Source organism: Lysinibacter cavernae (assembly GCF_011758565.1).
In the GTDB taxonomy this organism is placed as follows: domain Bacteria; phylum Actinomycetota; class Actinomycetes; order Actinomycetales; family Microbacteriaceae; genus Lysinibacter; species Lysinibacter cavernae.
Genome location: NZ_JAAMOX010000001.1, coordinates 675,229 through 693,083, shown reverse-complemented (window position 1 = coordinate 693,083; position 17,855 = coordinate 675,229). Strand labels below are relative to the sequence as shown.

Genomic DNA, 17,855 nt, shown 5'->3' with positions numbered 1-17,855 from the left:
CACAATGACTGTTCACGACGACCAAGAACTCTCGCCGGCCGAGCGTTACGCGCGCGCCGCACAGGGTGCAAAACATCCGAGGACGCGCGAGTTCATCACAATGTCCGAGTTTGGGCTTGATCCGTTCCAGGTTGCGGCCTGTGAAAGCGTCGAAGACGGAAACAGCGTTCTTGTCGCCGCACCAACGGGGGCCGGTAAGACCGTTGTTGCCGAGTTCGCGATCTTCCTCGCGATGAGCGGGGCCACGGATAAGGTGTTCTATACGGCACCAATCAAGGCGCTGAGCAATCAAAAGTTCAACGAGTTAGTTGCCGAATACGGTCCTGAAAACGTTGGATTGCTGACCGGTGACACCAATGTGAACGCAACGGCCCGCATCGTTGTCATGACCACTGAGGTGCTTCGCAACATGCTGTACGCGGATTCGACACTGCTGCGCAATCTCTCGTGCGTCGTGATGGATGAGGTTCACTATCTCGCCGACCGGTTCAGGGGCGCGGTATGGGAAGAAATCATCATCCATCTTCCGGCTTCGGTTGCGATGGTTTCGCTCAGCGCGACGGTGTCAAACGCAGAGGAATTTGGTGACTGGCTGCAGGCCGTTCGAGGCAACACCGACGTCATTGTTTCCGAGCATCGCCCTGTTCCGCTTGATCAGCATGTCGTGACACGATCTGGGCTGACAGAGCTCTTTGATCCTGTTGGCGGTGACGCGACCAGCGCGGATGCCAGGGTGAATCCCGAGCTCGTCAGGCTTGCACAGTCCGAGGCGAGAGGAAGACCAAACCAAGGCGGTGGCCGCAACCAGCGTGGCCGTAACCAACGCGGTCGGGAGCAAGGAACGCGTCGGCACGATTACAAGACCTCGCTGTCGCCAAGGCGCAGCGAGGTGGTGGCGGACCTGTGGGATGCTCGTCTCTTGCCGGCAATTTTCTTCATCTTCAGCCGAGTCGGCTGCGATCAAGCCGTTCAACAACTGCTCAGGGACGGCATCAGCCTGACGACCCAGCAGGAGGCTGACGAGATCCGTGAGATCGTCGAGGAACGCACCAAGGACATCCCAGACGCTGACCTTGCCGTTCTTGGTTACTGGGAGTGGCTGAGCGGCCTCGAGCGGGGTATCGCAGCCCACCACGCTGGCATGCTTCCTGCCTTCAAGGAGATCGTCGAGGAGCTCTTTAAAAAGCGGCTTGTTCTCATCGTGTTTGCAACTGAGACGTTGGCTCTTGGCATCAATATGCCGGCGAGAAGCGTGGTGCTTGAGAAGCTCGAAAAGTTCAATGGCGAGGCACGCGTGCCGATCACACCGGGGGAGTACACGCAGCTCACCGGTCGAGCCGGCCGTCGTGGAATTGATGTTGAGGGCCATTCGGTACTCGTATGGCACGACGGGTTTGACCCGCACGCGGCCGCAGCGCTCGCATCCCGCCGAAGCTACCCGATGAACTCAAGTTTCCGCCCAACCTACAACATGGCGGTCAACCTCATCGATCGCTATGGTCGCGAACGCACACGCGAAATCCTGGAGTCTTCGTTTGCCCAGTTTCAAGCCGACCGTGCCGTTGTCTCCATGGCACGAACTGTGCGCCAGTACGAGGATTCCCTCGAAGGCTACGAAACCTCAATGGCTTGCGACCGCGGCGACTTTATCAGCTACGCACGCATCCGCGAAGAACTGGGGCGCTGGGAGCGCTTATCGGTTCGTGGCACCGCCACGCCGGCGGGCGATCAAGCAGAGCGTGCCGCGCAGATCAATCGACTGCGTGCTGAGATGAAACAGCATCCGTGTCACTCGTGTAAAGACCGTGAACTGCATGCTCGCTGGGCCGAGCGTTGGGTCAAACTCAACGCAAAGAAGCAGGACCTGAGTCGTCAGATCGCCTCGCGCACCGGGGCGGTTGCCACGGTGTTTGACCGGGTAACGGATGTCCTAACCGAGCTTGGCTATCTTGAGGTTTCAACGGCCGTAGCCGAAACCTCACTTCCTGATGCTGCCCTCGACGACACAACTTCCGCACAGCCATCAAGCCAGGAGAGTTCCGTTGTACTGGGCGAGTGGGGTCGTACCCTCAAACGCATATACGGCGAAAGGGACTTGCTCATCGCAGAGTGTCTCCGCAACGATTACTGGAAGGGCATTGATGTGCCGGCAATGGCCGCACTGTGTGCCGCGCTGGTTTACGAGCCCCGCCGTGAGGAATCCGTGGGAGAGAACTACCTGCCAAAGGGCCCGTTCCGTGAGGCCTTGCGTCTCACAACCGAGGCCTGGGCCAGACTGGATGACGTCGAACGCCGCCACAAACTCCCCGGTACCGACCAGCCCGCTCTTGGCCTCTGCAACGCGATGTATGCCTGGGCAAGGGGAGACAACCTGAGTCTTGTCCTTCGCGAGGCCGATATGGCAGCTGGCGACTTTGTTCGGTCAACGAAACAAACGGTTGACCTGCTTGAGCAAGTGGCTATTGTCGCCCCAGCCGCAACCGCGAAGGTTGCAAGGAAGGCAGTTGAGGCCCTTCGTACCGGTATCGTTGCGTACTCGTCGGTGGTCGAAGCTTGACCTTGCCTGATTCTCGTTCCGACCACCAGGGGTTGCCATCGTCGGCTTCCGTGCTCATCCAGAACAGATGGTTAGCCGGTGCCCTCGCGATCCTCGGCGGCCTGTTGCTCGACGTTGCGTCGCCTGAGCTTGCCTGGTGGCCAGTCGCTTTTCCTGCAATTGCGTTGCTTATCGCGCCGCTTTGGGGACGCACCTTCTGGGCCGGCGCACTGCTCGGCCTTCTTGGTGGCGCCGCCTTCTGGATGCCGAATATTTTCTGGCTGACCCTTTACCTCGGCCCAGTTCCGTGGGCTGCACTTGCCGCTTTCATGATGTTTTGGCACGTCGTCTTTGGCGCGTTGATCGCACTTGTCACTCGATACCTCCCGAGGCTGTTCCGACACCGAAACGGAGTCACCCTTGCACTTCTTCCCGTTGTTCTTGCAGGGCTGTGGCTCGCAAAAGAGACGGTTGCCGGGAGCTGGCCGTACGGCGGATTTGGTTGGGGTCGGGTCGCGGTAACCCAGTCAAATGGCCCGCTCGGTGCGCTTGCCTCGTGGATCGGCATTTCCGGATTGAGCTTTGTGATGGTGTTCCTTGTGTCCTTCATCCTCTGCGCAGTTGCGCTCTATCGACAACAACTCGTGGCGCCAGGGCAATATGTGACGGCCCCTCGCATCCTTGTCCTTGCCCCTGTTCTGCTTGGGCTTATGCTCTCTGTTGTGCCTGTGTATGCACTCCCCGTAGAGGGAACCGTGCGAATTGGGGCGGTGCAGGGGAACACCAAGTCAGGGATCTTTGATGATCGTCAGCCGTGGGACTCGATTAACTCACATTTCACCGAATCACTGACACTCGCAGACAGCAACGTTGACCTGGTGGTGTGGCCAGAAGGAGCATCCGATCTGGACCCCAATCGGGTCGAGGATGCGGCGTCCATGATCGAAACGCTCGCTCGCGACCTCGACGTTCCCATCGTGTTTGGTACGATCACCAAAGACGGAGACCGTTACTTCAACAGCTCACTCGTCTGGGAAGCTGGCAGGGGAGTAGTTGGGCAGTACGACAAGAAGCACCCGGTGCCGTTTGCCGAGTACATGCCACACAGGGACTTCTACCATGCCCTTGCGCCAGACCTGGTTGACATGGTGCAGCTTGAATACACGCCGGGCACACGTCCCGCGACTGTTGACATAGGAGACTGGCGAGTCGGACTCTCCATCTGCTTCGATATCGTTGACGATAGCCTCGCGCGCGAAATGGTGAACACCGACGCGGAGTTCATCCTTGCACAAACGAATAATGCCGATTTTGGGCATACTGACGAAAGCGTGCAGCAGCTCGCGATCGCGCAGCTTCGGGCGATTGAGACAGGCCGCACCGTGGTCAATATCTCGACGGTTGGCACGAGCGCCGTGATTCTGCCGGATGGCAGCTTCGCCGACCGACTTGACACACACGTTCCCGGCACGATGGTTGAGGACATTGACCGGGTCAGCGGAGTCACACCGGGCATCGCCATAGGTCTGCCGCTGCAAACGATCCTGCTTATCATCGCAGCCCTCGGTGCGGTCTCCGCTGCGGTCGTTGCCATCGGGAACACGATCCGCATCCGACGCACACGCAACACGTCGTTAACCGAAAAAGACGCCCAACCAGAGTGACCGTTGCATGCGGCACGTTGGCTGAGCGTCTTCCCGAATAAATCAGGACGGCAGGTTACTTATCGATGGGATCGCCGGTCCCGCGGCGGCTGCGAAGATATGCGAGCCGTTCGTTGAGTAGCTCTTCGAGTTCCTCGCGTGACCGCCGTTCGAGCAGCATGTCCCAGTGGCTGCGCGCCACCTTCTCCTCGCCGGCATCGGCGGGGACGATTGGATCGCCACCCGAGTCAAGTAGGATGCCAACCTTGCCGGTCGGAAGGTCGGTCCAATGCTCGGGCACCTCAGCATCAATCGAAAACGTCACGTCAAACGTGGTGCCGTCTTCGGCCTGATATGTGACCGTCTTGCGTTCGGAGTAGTGCACTCCAACTTCGCTCTGCAAACTTGTGGACCCGATGCGGGCCCCTCTGAGTGTTCGTTCGGCCATAGTCCCATCCCCTCTCGCTCGTATTCGATACAACATCGTGCCAAGCCCAAATAGTCCTGCTGCTGCGAGATACCCAGGTGATGCCCAGGTGTCGGACTACGTTGTGCGGGGGCGGCGGCCGGGGGAGTGGCCAGTCAGCTCCCCTCGATCGCGCGGTACGCGAGGTCGGGACGATCGGTCACAATTCCGTCGACTCCCATCGCCACGAGTCTAGCCATAGTGGCAGGCTCGTTGACAGTCCAAACGTGAATTTCTTTGCCGGCGGCATGTGCAAACCGTACGAGCCGTGGGGTCACCACGCGAATCCGTCCGGCCCGCTCGGGGATCTGCAGGGCGTCAAACCGTGCACTGGCCCGCCGAAACTGACGAGCCGATCGTACAGAGGCCGCGGTGAGACACGCAGCAACTTCCCGTGAGGAGGCACTGGTTGCCACTGGCCGTTCGAGAAGCTGGGTTGTGCGTAACCGCCTGTTGCGGCTAAACGAGGTCAGCAGGACGCGGTTCCAGGCCCTCGCATCGTTGATTGCGGCAGCGACATCCACACAGGCAAGCGCGGCCTTGATGTCGATGTTGAATCGAGCGGTTGGATACTGAACGAGGGCGTCGCGCAGCGTTGGTACCGTCTGCCCGTCTGGTAGTTCGAGTGACGGGAGCGCGGATGCCTGTACGGCGCGAATGCCGATCGGGGCCAGCCCACCGGCAGGAGTGAAATGCGGATCGTGCAAGAGAACAGCCACACCATCGGCCGTTGCTTGGATATCCGTCTCGATGATGACGTCTGCAGAAACCTCGAGTGCGGCATCAATTGCCGCAAACGAGTTTCCCTGCGACGTCTCTGGGTGCAGCACAAACCCCCGGTGCGCAAGGATGCGCGGCCGGGGGCCTGTCCAAAACGTGTTGGTCATGCCGAGAGGCTAGGAACCGGCTGGCGTGCCAAACGGCGGAAGCTTCGGCGGGGCCTGGCGCGGCGCGGCGGCGCCATCGGGACCGTCGCCCTCCTTCGCCGGTCCACCAAATGCGTTTGACACACTGTTGAGCGCGTTGGTGAGTTCGCTCGGAACCACCCACAGTGTGTTTGCGGTGCCTTCGGCGAGTTTTGGCAGCGTCTGCAGGTATTGGTAGGCAAGCAGTGGACCGTCGGGGTTACCCTCGTGGATAGCTTGGAACACCGTGCTGATGGCCTGGCCTTCACCCTGGGCGCGGAGGACTGCGGCTTGCGCCTCTCCTTCCGCACGAAGGATCTCGGCCTGACGAGCACCCTCCGCCTCGAGGATTGCCGACTGCTTGGTACCCTCGGCTGTCAGGATGACGGCGCGGCGGTCACGCTCGGCGCGCATCTGCTTCTCCATTGAATCTTGGATCGACAGGGGCGGGTCAATTGCCTTGAGCTCTACACGTCCGACGCGGATTCCCCATTTGCCGGTTGCCTCGTCAAGCACAATGCGAAGTTGACCGTTAATCTCGTCACGGCTCGTGAGCGCCTCCTCGAGGTTGAGCCCACCAACAACGTTACGAAGGGTCGTGGTCGTGAGCTGCTCAACGGCGCCGAGGTAGTTGGCAATTTCGTAGGTGGCGGCACGCGCATCCGTAACCTGGAAGTAGACAACCGTATCAATCGATACGACCAGGTTGTCTTCGGTGATAACCGGCTGTGGTGGGAAGGAAACAACCTGTTCGCGCATGTCAATGAGCGGACGAACCCTGTCGATGAAGGGAACAAGTACGTTGAGTCCTGGCATGAGCGTCTTGTGGTATTTGCCAAGCCGTTCGACAACGCCGGCGTTAGCCTGCGGAATGATGCGAATTGAGCGGACAAGTACCGTAATCACAAAGATGATTAGGATAACAAGCAGCACAAGCATGATGGCAAAACCTACGGTTTCAGAGCCGTTCATAGAGTTTCCTCTGCTGTAGTGGCGGGGCGGACAACGGCTGTTGCTCCGCTGATTTGGGTAACGATGATGGGCTGTCCAGGAACCAGCGCCGTGAGTGTCCCGGGGGCGAACGAAGCAGTCCAGGTGTCGCCGTTGCTCAGCTTCACGGTGCCAACGCCGTCTTGGGGAATAACCGAGATGACCGTACCTGACAGACCGATGAGGGCGTCAACGTTGCTCTTGGTCGGATCTGAGTCGCGCTTGAGCCAGCGGAGCAGGGGAGGGCGAATGAACAAAATGAGGAGCAGCGCAAGAATGGCAACGAGCACGACTTGGGCCCAGAATGGCATCGGCGTCAGACCTGCAACGACACCACCAAGTGAGGCGGTTGCAAGCATGAGCCCGGTGAACTCGAGCGTCAGCATCTCAACGACCAAAAACAGGAGGGCCAGCGCGAGCCAGGCCACCCATCCGTGATTGATAACAAACTCAATCATCTTGTCAAACTCCCTTGGTGGCGTATCTCGTAGTCCTAAAACTATCATGCGTGCCCGCGCGGTGATCCGACCATTGGTAGTGTCTCATGAGAAAATTAATTCCCTATGCGAACCCACGTTTGGTTTCGCCTCTCAACGTTGCAGTACTACTTCAAGGAGCATCCGTGGCAAATCCACTCACCCCAGCATCCCTGGCCGGCAAGCGTATCCTCGTGACCGGCTCGTCGCGAGGCATTGGGGCTGATACGGTTTCTTACTTTGCCGAAGCCGGGGCGGATGTTGTGATCAACTACCGCAACAAGGCTGCCAGAGCCGAGAAGCTCGCAACGAGCCTCCGCGAGCTTGGCGGTCGCGTGCTGACGGTCCAGGCAGATCTCACCGACCCAGCGTCGGTTGACGGGATGCTCGACAACATTCGCGCTGAGTATGGCGGCCTCGATGTGCTCGTGTTGAATGCCTCTGGCGGCATGGAAAGCGGCATGGCGGAAGACTACGCCCTGGTTCTGAACCGCGATTCGCAGCTCAACTTGCTCACGAAGGCGCTCCCGCTGCTGAGCGATGGCGCCCGCGTGGTTTTTGTCACGAGCCACCAGGCGCACTTTATTAAGACCGTCGAGACGATGCCAGAGTACGAAGTTGTCGCAACGAGCAAGCGTGCGGGGGAGGACGCGTTGCGCGATCTGATCCCTACCCTTGCCGAGCGCGGAATCAAGTTTGTGGTTGTCTCCGGCGACATGATCGAGGGGACCATCACCGCGACGCTGCTTGAGCGGGCTAATCCAGGTGCCATTGACGAACGCAAGTCTTCGGCTGGGCGTTTGTACAACGTGAGTGAGTTTGCTGCCGAGGTCGCTTCCGCGGCAGTCGACGCGGTCCCAGAAAATAACACCAGGTACGTGGGGGACACCTCGTACTTCACCAAGGGCTCCTAACTAATCGGATCTGACGGGCCGATCATCTGTTCGCCCACGGCCTCATATTCAAGAACCCGCCCTCTTCGTCGTAACGAAGAGGGCGGGTTCTTGAGTTCGAACATGCACACGTCGACGCGAGGCCTCGCGTGTCACGCAAGTAACACGACGGATTCCCCACCTGATGGTGTGGACTCCAGACGGGTCGTTAGACGGCGTAGAACACCTCTGACTGGCAGTTGAACCCAACGCGCTTTGCGGCAGGAGCCGAACGATTGATCGTGCAGCTGGTCAGTCGCATCTGGGTGCCCTTTTTGGGGCGCATAACAGTCCGTTTCATGTCTGCCCCGATGCCACCGCTCGCGATCACTCGCGAGACCTCAACCCACTTTCCACCCTCTCGTTTCTGCAGAACGGTCAGCGCACTGTATCCGTCTCGCTTCATATCCGACGCTTTGATCCAAGAGAGCCCAACCGGCGCATTCGAGTTTGTACCGAGGTACTGGGAGTACGCCGCACGGTTCGGGTTGGAGAGCAATACAGTGCCCTTACTGCCCGACTGATAGTCAGCCGCGGTTGCGGCCGTCGCGCCGCCCAAGGCACAGGCCCCAACGACGATGGCCGTAATGGCTAGCTTAAATCTATTCATTCTATTCATGCGTTCCTCAACGTTGCTTGATTGCCACAAACCGGCAGCAATCGGTATGTAGAGAAGCGTCCGGGCCTGTCGTTCAGGTCCGTTTTTGAGCGCTCTCTGAGCATCCAAATCGGCTTCTCTCGTAAAACGAGTCGGGTGTGACTTCCTTTTTAGGCCGACACAAACCGACACAGGTTTAAGAGAGGAAACGCAACGGCATCTTACGAAGCGTTGTGACTTTCTGCGAGATACGTAGCTTCGCGGCGCGTCAGAGCCGTTGCGGATTATGTCAGATTGAATGAATATCCGGCGAGCCAGTTCCTGACGAGCGAGGCAGGATGACCGCTTGGGCAACAATCACATGATGGCCGTCAAACGTTGCGGAGGGTGACCCGTAGAGCTCGTAGCCTTCATTCAGTGCGGCTGAGACGCGCGCGCAGAACGTCGCGTCGTCAGGGCCGGTCAAGAGGCGGTACAGAAGTCGCTGATTCTCCGTCATGAGATTCTCCTGAGCATAGAGTCTGGGTAGTTTCTAGGGTTGATTAAAGCAGCCTATTCCCATCGATACATATCACTGATAATGCATATTATGTCAGATTAAATGAACGGCACGCCTGTTCGATGCAAACACAACGGCTGCCACACCCCCTGAAGACCCGCCCGGAAACCAAGGCTTGAACGTTTCTCAGGTGGTTTACGGAATGATACCGTGAACGTATGGGACACCCTCCGCTCGCTAAACGCATACACATCCAGCCTTTCTGGCTCCCGAGCCTGCTCGTTGCCCTCATGTTGGAATGGCTTGCAGGTCGCCGTGCTGCGTCATCTGCTCCGCAACACCTTGCGTGCGACCTGCGTACATGCAACACCGGATCCACGCGGTGAATCCGATGCGTCGTGCGTCCAGAATTCTGTGGATCATGCCGTTAACGACATCCCTGAGCCTGGCCGGCTGCTCGGTTCGAGCAGCATCCACGCAGCCAGAGGTTGATGCTGCGGTAGTAGCAACTCTCCCCCAGGACTTCGCATCCTCGTCGACGACGCTCGTTGCCGATTCAGGTGAGTGCCTCACAACCGTCATCCTGCTGCCCGACCGCTACGGCCTGAGCGCCAGCATGGTGGAATCCGCAATCGACCTCCTCCGCGACGGCGCCGCAGAAGCGTCGTGCCATGCAGTGCTTCGCGTCCTTGATAGCGACGGAACGCAGCGCGACATGAGTCACATCGCAAGCTACCTGCCCGTCGAAGCGCGAGACGGCGACCTCATCATTACCTGACGACAACGAAACTGTTGGTTTACGCGAGTCGACGCTTGTCGACGAACCGGACTTGGACGCGAAGCTATTGCCCCGACGGTGGGGCGCCTTGCCGAGCGTGGAGCGTGACCCCGCTGTGCATCACCTACCGCCCGATCGTCAAGGGTGTGGCATCTGACATGCGCGCGAAATGCCGATCTTCCCTCATGGCAACGAAGCCAACGATGAATATTGACAACCGTCAATGTTAAGGAAATACTAAACATTGACAGTTATCAATCTACCCTCTTGGGGGAACCATCCGTGACGAAGACCCAACGCGCTACACACGCGCCACAGCTGGGAGTTGCTGACCGCCTCCTCCCCCTGTGGATTCTTGCCGCCATGGGCCTCGGTCTCGCGATCGCCGCGCTCTTGCCCGAAGTCGGCCGCTTCCTGCAGGCCTTCGAGATCGGCTCGGTGAGCGTACCAATCGCGTTCGGACTGCTGGTCATGATGTATCCGGTTCTTGCAAAGGTGAGGTATTCGGATGTCCGCACGGTAGCGGGTGATAAGCGCCTACTCTGGTCGTCGCTCGTGCTCAACTGGCTCGTGGGTCCAGCTCTGATGTTTACGCTGGCATGGTTGCTGCTCCCTGACCTTCCCGAATACCGGACGGGCCTCATCGTTGTCGGCCTTGCTCGCTGCATCGCCATGGTCATGATCTGGAACGACCTGGCGTGTGGTGACCGCGAGGCAGCAGCGTTCCTCGTCGCCATCAACTCGGTGTTTCAGGTTGTTGCATTTGGGGCCCTTGGATGGTTTTACCTCCAGGTCCTACCAGCCTGGCTTGGCCTCAGCACCACCTCAGCTTCGTTTTCGTTCTGGGCCATTACCGCGAGCGTGCTTGTCTTTCTTGGTATCCCACTCGCCACTGGATACCTTTCGCGCCGCGTTGGTGAGGCCAAGCGGGGACGCGAATGGTACGAATCAGTATTCCTACCGAGGGTGAGCCCATTTGCGCTCTACGGTCTGCTGTTCACGATCGTGCTGTTGTTTAGCCTGCAAGGCCAACAGGTCATTGATCATCCCGTTGACGTTACAAGTATCGCGCTCCCACTACTCGCCTATTTTGCGCTGATGTTTGCGATCGGGTTCCTCACCGGCAAAGCCGTCGGACTCCCCTATGCGCGCACCAGCACCCTTGCATTCACGGCAGCCGGCAATAACTTCGAGCTTGCCATCGCGGTCGCCGTCGGCACTTTCGGAGCCGCAAGCGGCGAGGCCCTGGCCGGAATCGTCGGCCCGCTGATTGAGGTACCAGTACTCGTTGGGCTTGTCTATGTTTCTCTCTGGCTGCGCGGTCGAATCTTCCCAACATCTGGGACACTCGCCAAGCATCCGGCGGCTCACGATACTCACCCAGAATCCATCGAAGCGAAGGAACTTGCATGAATAACCGACCCACCGTTCTCTTTGTGTGCGTGCACAACGCGGGCCGCTCACAAATGGCCGCTGGGTTCCTCGCTGCTCTCACTGGTGAGTCCGTAACGGTATTGTCAGCAGGTTCTGCACCGAAGGACAGCGTCAACCCCGTTGCGGTGACCGCCATGGCCGAAGTTGGAATCGACATCACGAAGAACATCCCGAAGATACTCACGACGGAGGCCGTGCAGACCTCCGATGTGGTGATCACGATGGGCTGCGGCGACGCGTGCCCATTCTTTCCAGGCAAACGCTACGAGGACTGGAGACTTGACGACCCGGCAGGACAACCCTTGGACGCCGTGCGCCGCATCCGTGACGAGATTCGGGCACGGGTCGAGGCACTCATCCACAGCATGTCCAATACGGATGCCGAGGGCCGTGCCCCTCAGCTCCCAAAACCACACAGCAACCCCCAGGAGCAATCATGACCCTCGCCGCCCAGCAACTTCGCCAACTACCGATTGCCGTGATCGGGGCGGGGCCAATCGGCCTTGCCGCTGCAGCCCAGGCGCACGAACGAGGCCTGGACGTCATCGTTTTCGAAGCCGGAGACCACGCCGGCGCGGCCGTCGCCAGCTGGGGTCATACCCGACTCTTTTCCCCGTGGGAGTTTCTTGTGGATGCCGCCGCAGCCCGACTCCTTGATGCGAGTGACTGGGACGCACCCGTCGCGACCCGCATCCCGCACGGCAGAGACCTCGTCGAGTCCTATCTGATTCCGTTGAGCAACACACCAGAGCTCAAACCCGTCATCCAGTACCGCAGCACGGTGATCGCCGTTTCACGCCAAGGCATGGACAAGACTCGGTCTGCGGGCCGAGAACACGCACCCTTTGTCCTCAGGGTGCAGACGCCAACCGGCACTTCGAGTGTTGCCGCCTCGGCAGTCATCGATACGTCAGGCACATACGGAACCCCGAACAACCTCCTCTCGTCGGGCCTCGAGCCGACCAACAACGCCGCAGTCAGACGCTTCATCACCGGAGCCCTTCCTGACGTGCTTGGTGTCGACCGTCATCGCTTCGTGGGGCAACACACCGTTGTGGTGGGCGCGGGTCACTCTGCGGCAAATACCCTCCTGAAACTGGCCGAACTTGCCGCGACCGAAGCCAATACACGGATTTCCTGGGTCATCCGTTCTCGCACGCCCCAGAGGGTCTACGGCTCGGCAGCTGATGAGCTGCCCGCACGAGGCGAACTTGGCGGCATGGTGAACGCACTGGTTGATTCGGGTCGGGTGACGCTGATCGATTCCTATGAAATCGATAACATCGTTGCGGATGCCTCAGCCAGCGGCGTTGTGTTGAACGGGCGCCGCGCAGGTGAGCCCTATTCCGTTGCTGCAAACGTGGTTGTCAACGCAACTGGGTTCAGGCCGAACCTTGATTTCCTGCGAGAAATCCGACTCTCGCTCGACGAGGTCATCGAAGCACCTCGGATGCTCGCCCCGCTCATTGATCCCAATATGCACAGCTGCGGCACGGTCTACCCACACGGTGTTGACGAGTTAGCGCATCCCGAACCCAACTTCTTCATCGCCGGGATGAAAAGCTATGGGCGCGCTCCGACGTTCCTGCTTGCGACCGGATATGAGCAGGTCCGTTCCATTGCGGATGAACTGGCCGGCAATCATGCTGCGGCACGTCAAGTGCAACTTGTGCTGCCCGAAACGGGTGTCTGTATGACGGTTGCGCCTACAGCAGACTGCTCAGGCGAGGGTGCCGTCAACGATTCGGGTGATTGTTCGGTCGATGCGGCCACAACGGCGGGGTCATGCGGCAGGGAAACGAGTGCGCTGATCTGACCTGAGGTGGCTCCGACGGGATGACTGAGCTGAGGTTGCGTTGACCTGACTTGGGGATGCGCTGAGCGGACGTACGTGCCGCCGCAGCGCATCCACGCACACGTTTGCTACGGCGCCGTGGGTACAGTTCTTGTATGGCAACTCCCCCAGTGACCGACCGTCCACCCTACGACGCCTTTCTGCACAAACTCGCTGGCAAACCGATGCTGGTGACCGGCCTGACGTTTCTCCTTGCCGCCGCGGTCACCATTGCGCTGCTTGTGGTTGAGCCTACCGACGTCGACATCCTCGGGGTTATCAGTCTTGGCGCCACCGTCTGGGGCCTCACGCTCGCGCTCGTGATCTACCTGCTCACCGCGCAGGACACCGATCGAGTAATGGACCAGATTGCCGATCTCCAAGAGCAGCTTGCTGCTTCCCTGATTGACCCAGATGACGCGGATGACGCGGATCAGGACGAGTCGAACGCATCCGCAGAGCCGACACTCGCTACACAGGCGAGCGTCGAACCGCTGGAGAAGCATCAGCCGGTTACGGCAACGGCTTCGAACGATCCCGATACGGGGCCGAGCGCTCCCCCAACTGTTCAACGCGGTTCCCGAGGACGGGCGAGCGCGGGCGGCCTCAGGGCCGAGCGCGAGGCGATGGTGTACCACGCGGACGCCGGCGTACCCATCACCGAGAGAATTCCTCTCGACTATCTGGATGCCTGGCTGGCGGCCACTGGACGAGAGCCAGACCAGATCATCCGCGGCTGGACTCGCGGTCGCGCCGGCCAGTCCCCGTGGGTACTTCAGGCGGCTGACGGAACCCGCTGGAGCGTGTTCTCATCCGGCGATGGCAGCCCAAGCGTCATCGAGCTTGACGACCCGAGATTTCGGGGCGACCAGAGAAACCGCCAGCGGCGGCAGAACCGCAACGTCAGACGTTAACTCGCCGGCCCAGCCAAAGACTCTCGCGAAACGGTTGTCGCATCGATGAGGCCCTCGTACAGGGATCCGTCAATCATGGTGTGCACCTCGTCGAATCGCGTGAGGTGTGAGAGATCGTGCGTCACCAGCAGCGTTGATGTCTTGCGCTCCTGCGTGAGCGTGATGACAAGGTCGATGATTTCGGAACCCCGCTGCTGATCGAGGGCGCTTGTTGGTTCATCCACCACAATCACCGTTGGCTCATTCATGAGGGCACGAGCAATATTCACTCGCTGGCGCTGCCCTCCGGAGAGTTGGCTTGCACGCTTCTGCCGTTGACCGGCAAGCCCGACGGCGTCAAGGAGTTCGTCCGCGCGTCGTTCGTATGCTGACCGCTCGTTTCCACGTAGCCTTCGTTGACCAAGGTGCGACATGACGACCAGCTGGTCCCGCACCGTGAGCGCTGACAGCAGGTTCGGCTGCTGAAAAACAATACCGATGCTGTCTCTGCGGAGTTTGGCGCGTTCAGCTGAGGTGAGGGCCGAGGCATCCACTCCCCCGATCTCAACGTTTCCGCTTGTTGGCGTGAGCAACGTTGATGCGACGGAGAGCAGTGTCGATTTGCCAGAACCGCTCGGGCCGGTAATGGCAGACACGGTTCCCGGTGCAACCCGCAGCGAAACGGCGTTCAACGCGGTGATGGTGTCGTTTCCATCGGGAAATGTGACGGTAAGGTCTGAAAGCTGAATCATGGCGTGTCCTAGCTGTTGCGGCCGCTGAGGGCGGCGAGTGGGTCGACGGTGGTCACGGAACGGAGTGCAAATGCAGCGCCGGCGAGTCCGAGCACAATCATGATGGCGGCGGGAAGCAGCGTGGTGAGCGGGCTCAGCACAAACGGCAGCGCGCTGGCAGCCAACAGGCCAAGACCAATCGTCAGTATGAGTCCAAGTCCAACGCCGGCGACGAGGACGGCAAGGGCCTGCCCAAGCGCATCCTTCACAAGAGACGCGGTGGATGCCCCGAGCGCCTTGAGCACCGCAACATCACCATGTCGCTGGAGCGTCCAGACGGTAAAGAACGCGCCGATAACAAGCGCGGAGATACCAAAGAGCAGCGCCATCATCATCCCAAGCGAACCGATTTCACTTTTGAAACTCTCAAGACTGAGAAGCGATGTCCAGATGCCGGTTGCCGTCGTTCCGGCCTCAGCGTCGATTTTCGCGAGGTCAGCTCCGGATGCGGTAACGGCGAAAACCGTCGCAAACGGTTGTTCCCCACCCCCGGTTTGTTGTCCGACGATCACACGCCAGTTGTCGAGCGACGCGTAGGCGACGCCCGTGTGGCTGTACTCTGAGTTGCCGTTAACCGCATCTACGGTGAAGGTCGTTCCGGCGACGGTCACGTCATCACCCTGCAGGGCACCCAGGTTCTTTGCCGCGGCCGCTGACAGCACTATTCCGTCATCCGATGTTGGTAATTGCTGAGAGCCGCCAACGGAATCAAACGAGCTCGACACGCCAAACAACGTGATCGCAGAGGAGTCGCCGTTCGCCGCGAACGCTTTTACCGTTGCGATACCGAGCGGCTCGGCGTGTTCAACCCCGTGAGCACCCCTCCACATCGCTAGCTCGTTGGCGGTGACCTGCGACGATGCATATGTCGGCTCCTGCGAGGTATCGGCGCTGTCACCCGAACCGAAAACAATGGTGTTGGCCGTCAGGCTGGTCAGCGCCGAGATATTCGCATTGGCCAGGCCAAAAGTCAGCCCACCGAGGAAGCCAACCAAAACCGTAATCAGGGTGACGACCGACCCAATCAGTGCGAACCGGCCGCGTGCAACGGCAAGTTCTCTCCACGCAACAAACATTGCTGACCTTTCATCAAACGCTGTAGAGGCCAAATTCCTGGCCGCTTCTTCAAGCATCCTCAGATTGCGGTTGGTTCGAATCGAGCCTGGGTTTGGTTGTCCATCAAACTTTTGATGGATGCCGTTCACCGACGAACTGGTTACGCTGGGGAGCAATGAAACACACGTCGCTCAACTCCGTGTTTACGGGCCTCCGGTATGGGCTACATGCGCTCATCATTGGACTCTCGGTACTTGTTGTTCTTCGGGCGTTCCAGCACGGCGACTCTCCTGTCGCTGCGGCTGGCGATCCGGCGTATGGCTGGGTCGTGCTCACGCTTGTGGTCCTCTTTCTTGCCGTGTATGTGAGCGGCGCATGGCTTCCCAACGAGACGCCCTCGCCTACACGTCTCGTATGGTTGACCGTGCTTACTGCGCTCTGGGTGGTCCTCGCGGTACTGACCCCCGAGGCAGCGTTCCTCGTCTTCCCGCTCTTTTTCCTGTACCTCCATCTTGTTCCCCTTCCGTGGAATGTGCTGGTAGTGCTCATGACGACCGGCGTTGCCATCGTGACGCTGTCGTGGAATACGGGATGGAGCACGGGTGGAGTGATTGGCCCGCTGATCGGTGCCGGTGTTGCGATTGCGATCGGGCTTGGCTACCAGGCCCTCTTTCGTGAGGCGGCAGTGCGCAACAGGCTGATCCAAGATTTGATCGAAACCCGTGAACAGTTGGCGGTCACTGAGCGCGAGGCAGGCACGCTTGCCGAACGATCGCGGCTTGCCCGCGAGATTCACGACACGGTGGCCCAAGGGCTGTCAAGCATCCAACTCCTCCTGCACGCGGTCGAGCTCGAAGACCCAGAGCACCCTGCGATCGATCACATCCGCCTCGCAAGAGAAACTGCGGCAGTGAATCTGCTTGAAGCGAGAAGATTCATCGCGGAGCTCAGCCCGCCCGCGCTCCAGGAGCACAGCCTTGAGGGCGCGATCAGCAGACTGGCGACGGCAACAGCAGACTCGACTGGTGTTGATATTCGAGTCACGACCAGTGGCGACCCAGTTCCCCTTCCGATGCCAGTTGAAACGGCGTTGCTCCGGATTGCGCAGGGCTCGCTCGGAAATGTTGCCCAGCATTCGAACGCGACGCGCGCCGATGTCACACTCAGCTACATGGGCGATGCGGTGAGCCTGGATGTTGTTGACAACGGCATCGGCTTTGATCGTGCCGCCCAGCGCCTGACACAGTCGCACCCGGAACGGCAGTCCTTTGGCCTCGCGGCTATCAGCGACCGGGCCAAGCAACTGGGCGGCTCCGTTTCGGTCGAGTCCTCCCCCGGCTCGGGGACGGCCGTTGCCGTCACAATACCCCTCGACCCGCAGGAGTCAACGGAATGATCAGGATTCTTATCGCCGACGATCATCCCATCGTGCGCGCCGGTGTTGTGGCCCTCGTGAATACCGAGCCCGACCTCAGTATCGTCGCGGAAGCAGCAACCGCTGAAGAGGCCGTCACTCTTGCCAATGAGTTGCAGCCGGATGTTGTGCTCATGGATCTCCAATTTGGCACCCAGCGCATCCAGGGGGCCGACGCCACCAAGCTCATCAGGACTGGACCAGACGCGTCGCGAGTACTTGTGCTCACCAACTACGATACGGATGCCGACATTTTGAGCGCGGTCGAGGCAGGTGCCAGCGGCTATCTCCTCAAAGATGCCCCACCGACGGAACTGCTTGACGCCATTCGGGCTGCCGCTGCAGGCAAGAGTGCGCTCGCGCCGGCTATCGCAACCCGCCTTGTACGGCACGTCAACTCGCCAAGCACCCAGCTCAGCCCACGCGAGGTTGAAGTACTCGAGCGAGTTGCGAGCGGGGCAACCAATAAACAGATCGGTGCCGAGCTCTTCCTCAGCGAAGCAACCGTCAAATCACACCTGGTTCATATTTTCACGAAGCTGGGCGTTTCGTCGCGAACACAAGCAGTTGCGAAGGCTCGCGAGTCAGGCCTCATCCGCGCGTAACCTGG

At 59.8% G+C, this 17,855-nt stretch carries 18 protein-coding genes; 10 read left to right on the top strand and 8 right to left on the bottom strand.

Translation table 11 applies throughout. From position 1 onward, the window contains the following. Positions 1-4: 4 nt before the first annotated feature. Positions 5-2,557, top strand: a complete 2,553-nt coding sequence (locus tag FHX76_RS03255) for a DEAD/DEAH box helicase (protein ID WP_167147845.1) — start codon at positions 5-7, stop codon at positions 2,555-2,557. A 2-nt stretch (positions 2,558-2,559) separates the two neighbouring features. Further along, positions 2,560-4,200 carry an apolipoprotein N-acyltransferase gene (lnt, locus tag FHX76_RS03250; protein WP_167147843.1) on the top strand — a complete coding sequence of 547 codons (1,641 nt, stop codon included), beginning with the start codon at positions 2,560-2,562 and terminating at the stop codon, positions 4,198-4,200. Positions 4,201-4,255: 55 nt separating this feature from the next. On the opposite strand, the gene FHX76_RS03245 is transcribed toward lnt, so the two are convergent. The 4 genes from FHX76_RS03245 to FHX76_RS03230 all read right to left on the bottom strand — a co-directional run bounded on the left by FHX76_RS03245 (position 4,256) and on the right by FHX76_RS03230 (position 6,998). After that, a complete protein-coding gene (locus FHX76_RS03245; protein ID WP_167147840.1) occupies positions 4,256-4,627 on the bottom strand; it encodes an RNA polymerase-binding protein RbpA in 372 nt (123 codons plus the stop codon). Positions 4,628-4,761: 134 nt separating this feature from the next. Continuing rightward, the gene (locus FHX76_RS03240) at positions 4,762-5,532 is read right to left on the bottom strand and encodes a glycerophosphodiester phosphodiesterase family protein (protein WP_167147837.1); all 771 of its coding nucleotides are present in this window, start codon (positions 5,530-5,532) and stop codon (positions 4,762-4,764) included. Between the two features lie 9 nt (positions 5,533-5,541). Further along, positions 5,542-6,489 carry an SPFH domain-containing protein gene (locus tag FHX76_RS03235; protein ID WP_386762865.1) on the bottom strand — a complete coding sequence of 316 codons (948 nt, stop codon included), beginning with the start codon at positions 6,487-6,489 and terminating at the stop codon, positions 5,542-5,544. A 29-nt stretch (positions 6,490-6,518) separates the two neighbouring features. Beyond that, complete coding sequence (locus FHX76_RS03230; RefSeq protein WP_167147831.1) at positions 6,519-6,998, bottom strand: NfeD family protein; 480 nt, start codon at positions 6,996-6,998, stop codon at positions 6,519-6,521. A gap of 164 nt (positions 6,999-7,162) precedes the next feature. Here FHX76_RS03230 and FHX76_RS03225 point away from each other — a divergent pair, with 164 nt between their 5' ends. Continuing rightward, on the top strand, positions 7,163-7,930 hold the full coding sequence (locus FHX76_RS03225) for an SDR family oxidoreductase (protein WP_167147828.1): 768 nt from the start codon (positions 7,163-7,165) through the stop codon (positions 7,928-7,930). A gap of 187 nt (positions 7,931-8,117) precedes the next feature. Here the strand turns inward: FHX76_RS03225 and FHX76_RS03220 are convergent, their stop codons facing one another. Further along, positions 8,118-8,558 (bottom strand): hypothetical protein, encoded by a 441-nt coding sequence (locus FHX76_RS03220; protein ID WP_167147827.1) that lies wholly within the window; start codon positions 8,556-8,558, stop codon positions 8,118-8,120. A gap of 277 nt (positions 8,559-8,835) precedes the next feature. Beyond that, positions 8,836-9,045 carry a DUF1737 domain-containing protein gene (locus FHX76_RS03215; protein WP_167147824.1) on the bottom strand — a complete coding sequence of 70 codons (210 nt, stop codon included), beginning with the start codon at positions 9,043-9,045 and terminating at the stop codon, positions 8,836-8,838. A gap of 421 nt (positions 9,046-9,466) precedes the next feature. On the opposite strand from FHX76_RS03215, the gene FHX76_RS03210 reads away from it, so the two are divergent. From FHX76_RS03210 to FHX76_RS03190, 5 genes are all read left to right on the top strand, one after another. Next, positions 9,467-9,823 carry a hypothetical protein gene (locus FHX76_RS03210; RefSeq protein ID WP_167147821.1) on the top strand — a complete coding sequence of 119 codons (357 nt, stop codon included), beginning with the start codon at positions 9,467-9,469 and terminating at the stop codon, positions 9,821-9,823. Positions 9,824-10,105: 282 nt separating this feature from the next. Continuing rightward, entirely contained in the window at positions 10,106-11,236 is a 1,131-nt protein-coding gene (arsB, locus tag FHX76_RS03205) for an ACR3 family arsenite efflux transporter (RefSeq protein WP_341777846.1), read from the top strand. Continuing rightward, the gene (locus FHX76_RS03200; RefSeq protein ID WP_167147818.1) at positions 11,233-11,697 is read left to right on the top strand and encodes an arsenate reductase ArsC; all 465 of its coding nucleotides are present in this window, start codon (positions 11,233-11,235) and stop codon (positions 11,695-11,697) included. The genes arsB and FHX76_RS03200 overlap by 4 nt, the downstream gene beginning before the upstream one ends. Continuing rightward, on the top strand, positions 11,694-13,073 hold the full coding sequence (locus tag FHX76_RS03195) for an FAD-dependent oxidoreductase (RefSeq protein WP_167147815.1): 1,380 nt from the start codon (positions 11,694-11,696) through the stop codon (positions 13,071-13,073). The genes FHX76_RS03200 and FHX76_RS03195 overlap by 4 nt, the downstream gene beginning before the upstream one ends. Positions 13,074-13,207: 134 nt before the next feature. Next, complete coding sequence (locus FHX76_RS03190) at positions 13,208-14,005, top strand: hypothetical protein (RefSeq protein ID WP_167147812.1); 798 nt, start codon at positions 13,208-13,210, stop codon at positions 14,003-14,005. Here FHX76_RS03190 and FHX76_RS03185 read toward each other — a convergent pair. Both FHX76_RS03185 and FHX76_RS03180 read right to left on the bottom strand, forming a co-directional pair. Continuing rightward, positions 14,002-14,736, bottom strand: a complete 735-nt coding sequence (locus FHX76_RS03185) for an ABC transporter ATP-binding protein (RefSeq protein ID WP_167147809.1) — start codon at positions 14,734-14,736, stop codon at positions 14,002-14,004. The two genes, FHX76_RS03190 and FHX76_RS03185, sit on opposite strands and share 4 nt — an antisense overlap. Positions 14,737-14,744: 8 nt before the next feature. Next, a complete protein-coding gene (locus FHX76_RS03180) occupies positions 14,745-15,851 on the bottom strand; it encodes an ABC transporter permease (RefSeq protein WP_167147806.1) in 1,107 nt (368 codons plus the stop codon). A gap of 155 nt (positions 15,852-16,006) precedes the next feature. On the opposite strand from FHX76_RS03180, the gene FHX76_RS03175 reads away from it, so the two are divergent. Both FHX76_RS03175 and FHX76_RS03170 read left to right on the top strand, forming a co-directional pair. Next, complete coding sequence (locus tag FHX76_RS03175) at positions 16,007-17,227, top strand: sensor histidine kinase (protein ID WP_167147803.1); 1,221 nt, start codon at positions 16,007-16,009, stop codon at positions 17,225-17,227. Then, positions 17,224-17,850 carry a response regulator gene (locus tag FHX76_RS03170; RefSeq protein WP_167147800.1) on the top strand — a complete coding sequence of 209 codons (627 nt, stop codon included), beginning with the start codon at positions 17,224-17,226 and terminating at the stop codon, positions 17,848-17,850. Before FHX76_RS03175 ends, FHX76_RS03170 begins: the two co-directional genes overlap by 4 nt. Positions 17,851-17,855 lie beyond the last annotated feature (5 nt).

Coding starts and splice junctions, on each gene's coding strand:
- FHX76_RS03255 (WP_167147845.1), top strand. CDS start 5: ATGACTGTTCACGACGACCAAGAACTCTCGCCGGCCGAGCGTTACGCG.
- FHX76_RS03245 (WP_167147840.1), bottom strand. CDS start 4,627: ATGGCCGAACGAACACTCAGAGGGGCCCGCATCGGGTCCACAAGTTTG.
- FHX76_RS03240 (WP_167147837.1), bottom strand. CDS start 5,532: ATGACCAACACGTTTTGGACAGGCCCCCGGCCGCGCATCCTTGCGCAC.
- FHX76_RS03235 (WP_386762865.1), bottom strand. CDS start 6,489: ATGCTTGTGCTGCTTGTTATCCTAATCATCTTTGTGATTACGGTACTT.
- FHX76_RS03230 (WP_167147831.1), bottom strand. CDS start 6,998: ATGATTGAGTTTGTTATCAATCACGGATGGGTGGCCTGGCTCGCGCTG.
- FHX76_RS03220 (WP_167147827.1), bottom strand. CDS start 8,558: ATGAATAGATTTAAGCTAGCCATTACGGCCATCGTCGTTGGGGCCTGT.
- FHX76_RS03215 (WP_167147824.1), bottom strand. CDS start 9,045: ATGACGGAGAATCAGCGACTTCTGTACCGCCTCTTGACCGGCCCTGAC.
- FHX76_RS03210 (WP_167147821.1), top strand. CDS start 9,467: ATGCCGTTAACGACATCCCTGAGCCTGGCCGGCTGCTCGGTTCGAGCA.
- FHX76_RS03200 (WP_167147818.1), top strand. CDS start 11,233: ATGAATAACCGACCCACCGTTCTCTTTGTGTGCGTGCACAACGCGGGC.
- FHX76_RS03195 (WP_167147815.1), top strand. CDS start 11,694: ATGACCCTCGCCGCCCAGCAACTTCGCCAACTACCGATTGCCGTGATC.
- FHX76_RS03190 (WP_167147812.1), top strand. CDS start 13,208: ATGGCAACTCCCCCAGTGACCGACCGTCCACCCTACGACGCCTTTCTG.
- FHX76_RS03185 (WP_167147809.1), bottom strand. CDS start 14,736: ATGATTCAGCTTTCAGACCTTACCGTCACATTTCCCGATGGAAACGAC.
- FHX76_RS03180 (WP_167147806.1), bottom strand. CDS start 15,851: ATGTTTGTTGCGTGGAGAGAACTTGCCGTTGCACGCGGCCGGTTCGCA.
- FHX76_RS03175 (WP_167147803.1), top strand. CDS start 16,007: ATGAAACACACGTCGCTCAACTCCGTGTTTACGGGCCTCCGGTATGGG.
- FHX76_RS03170 (WP_167147800.1), top strand. CDS start 17,224: ATGATCAGGATTCTTATCGCCGACGATCATCCCATCGTGCGCGCCGGT.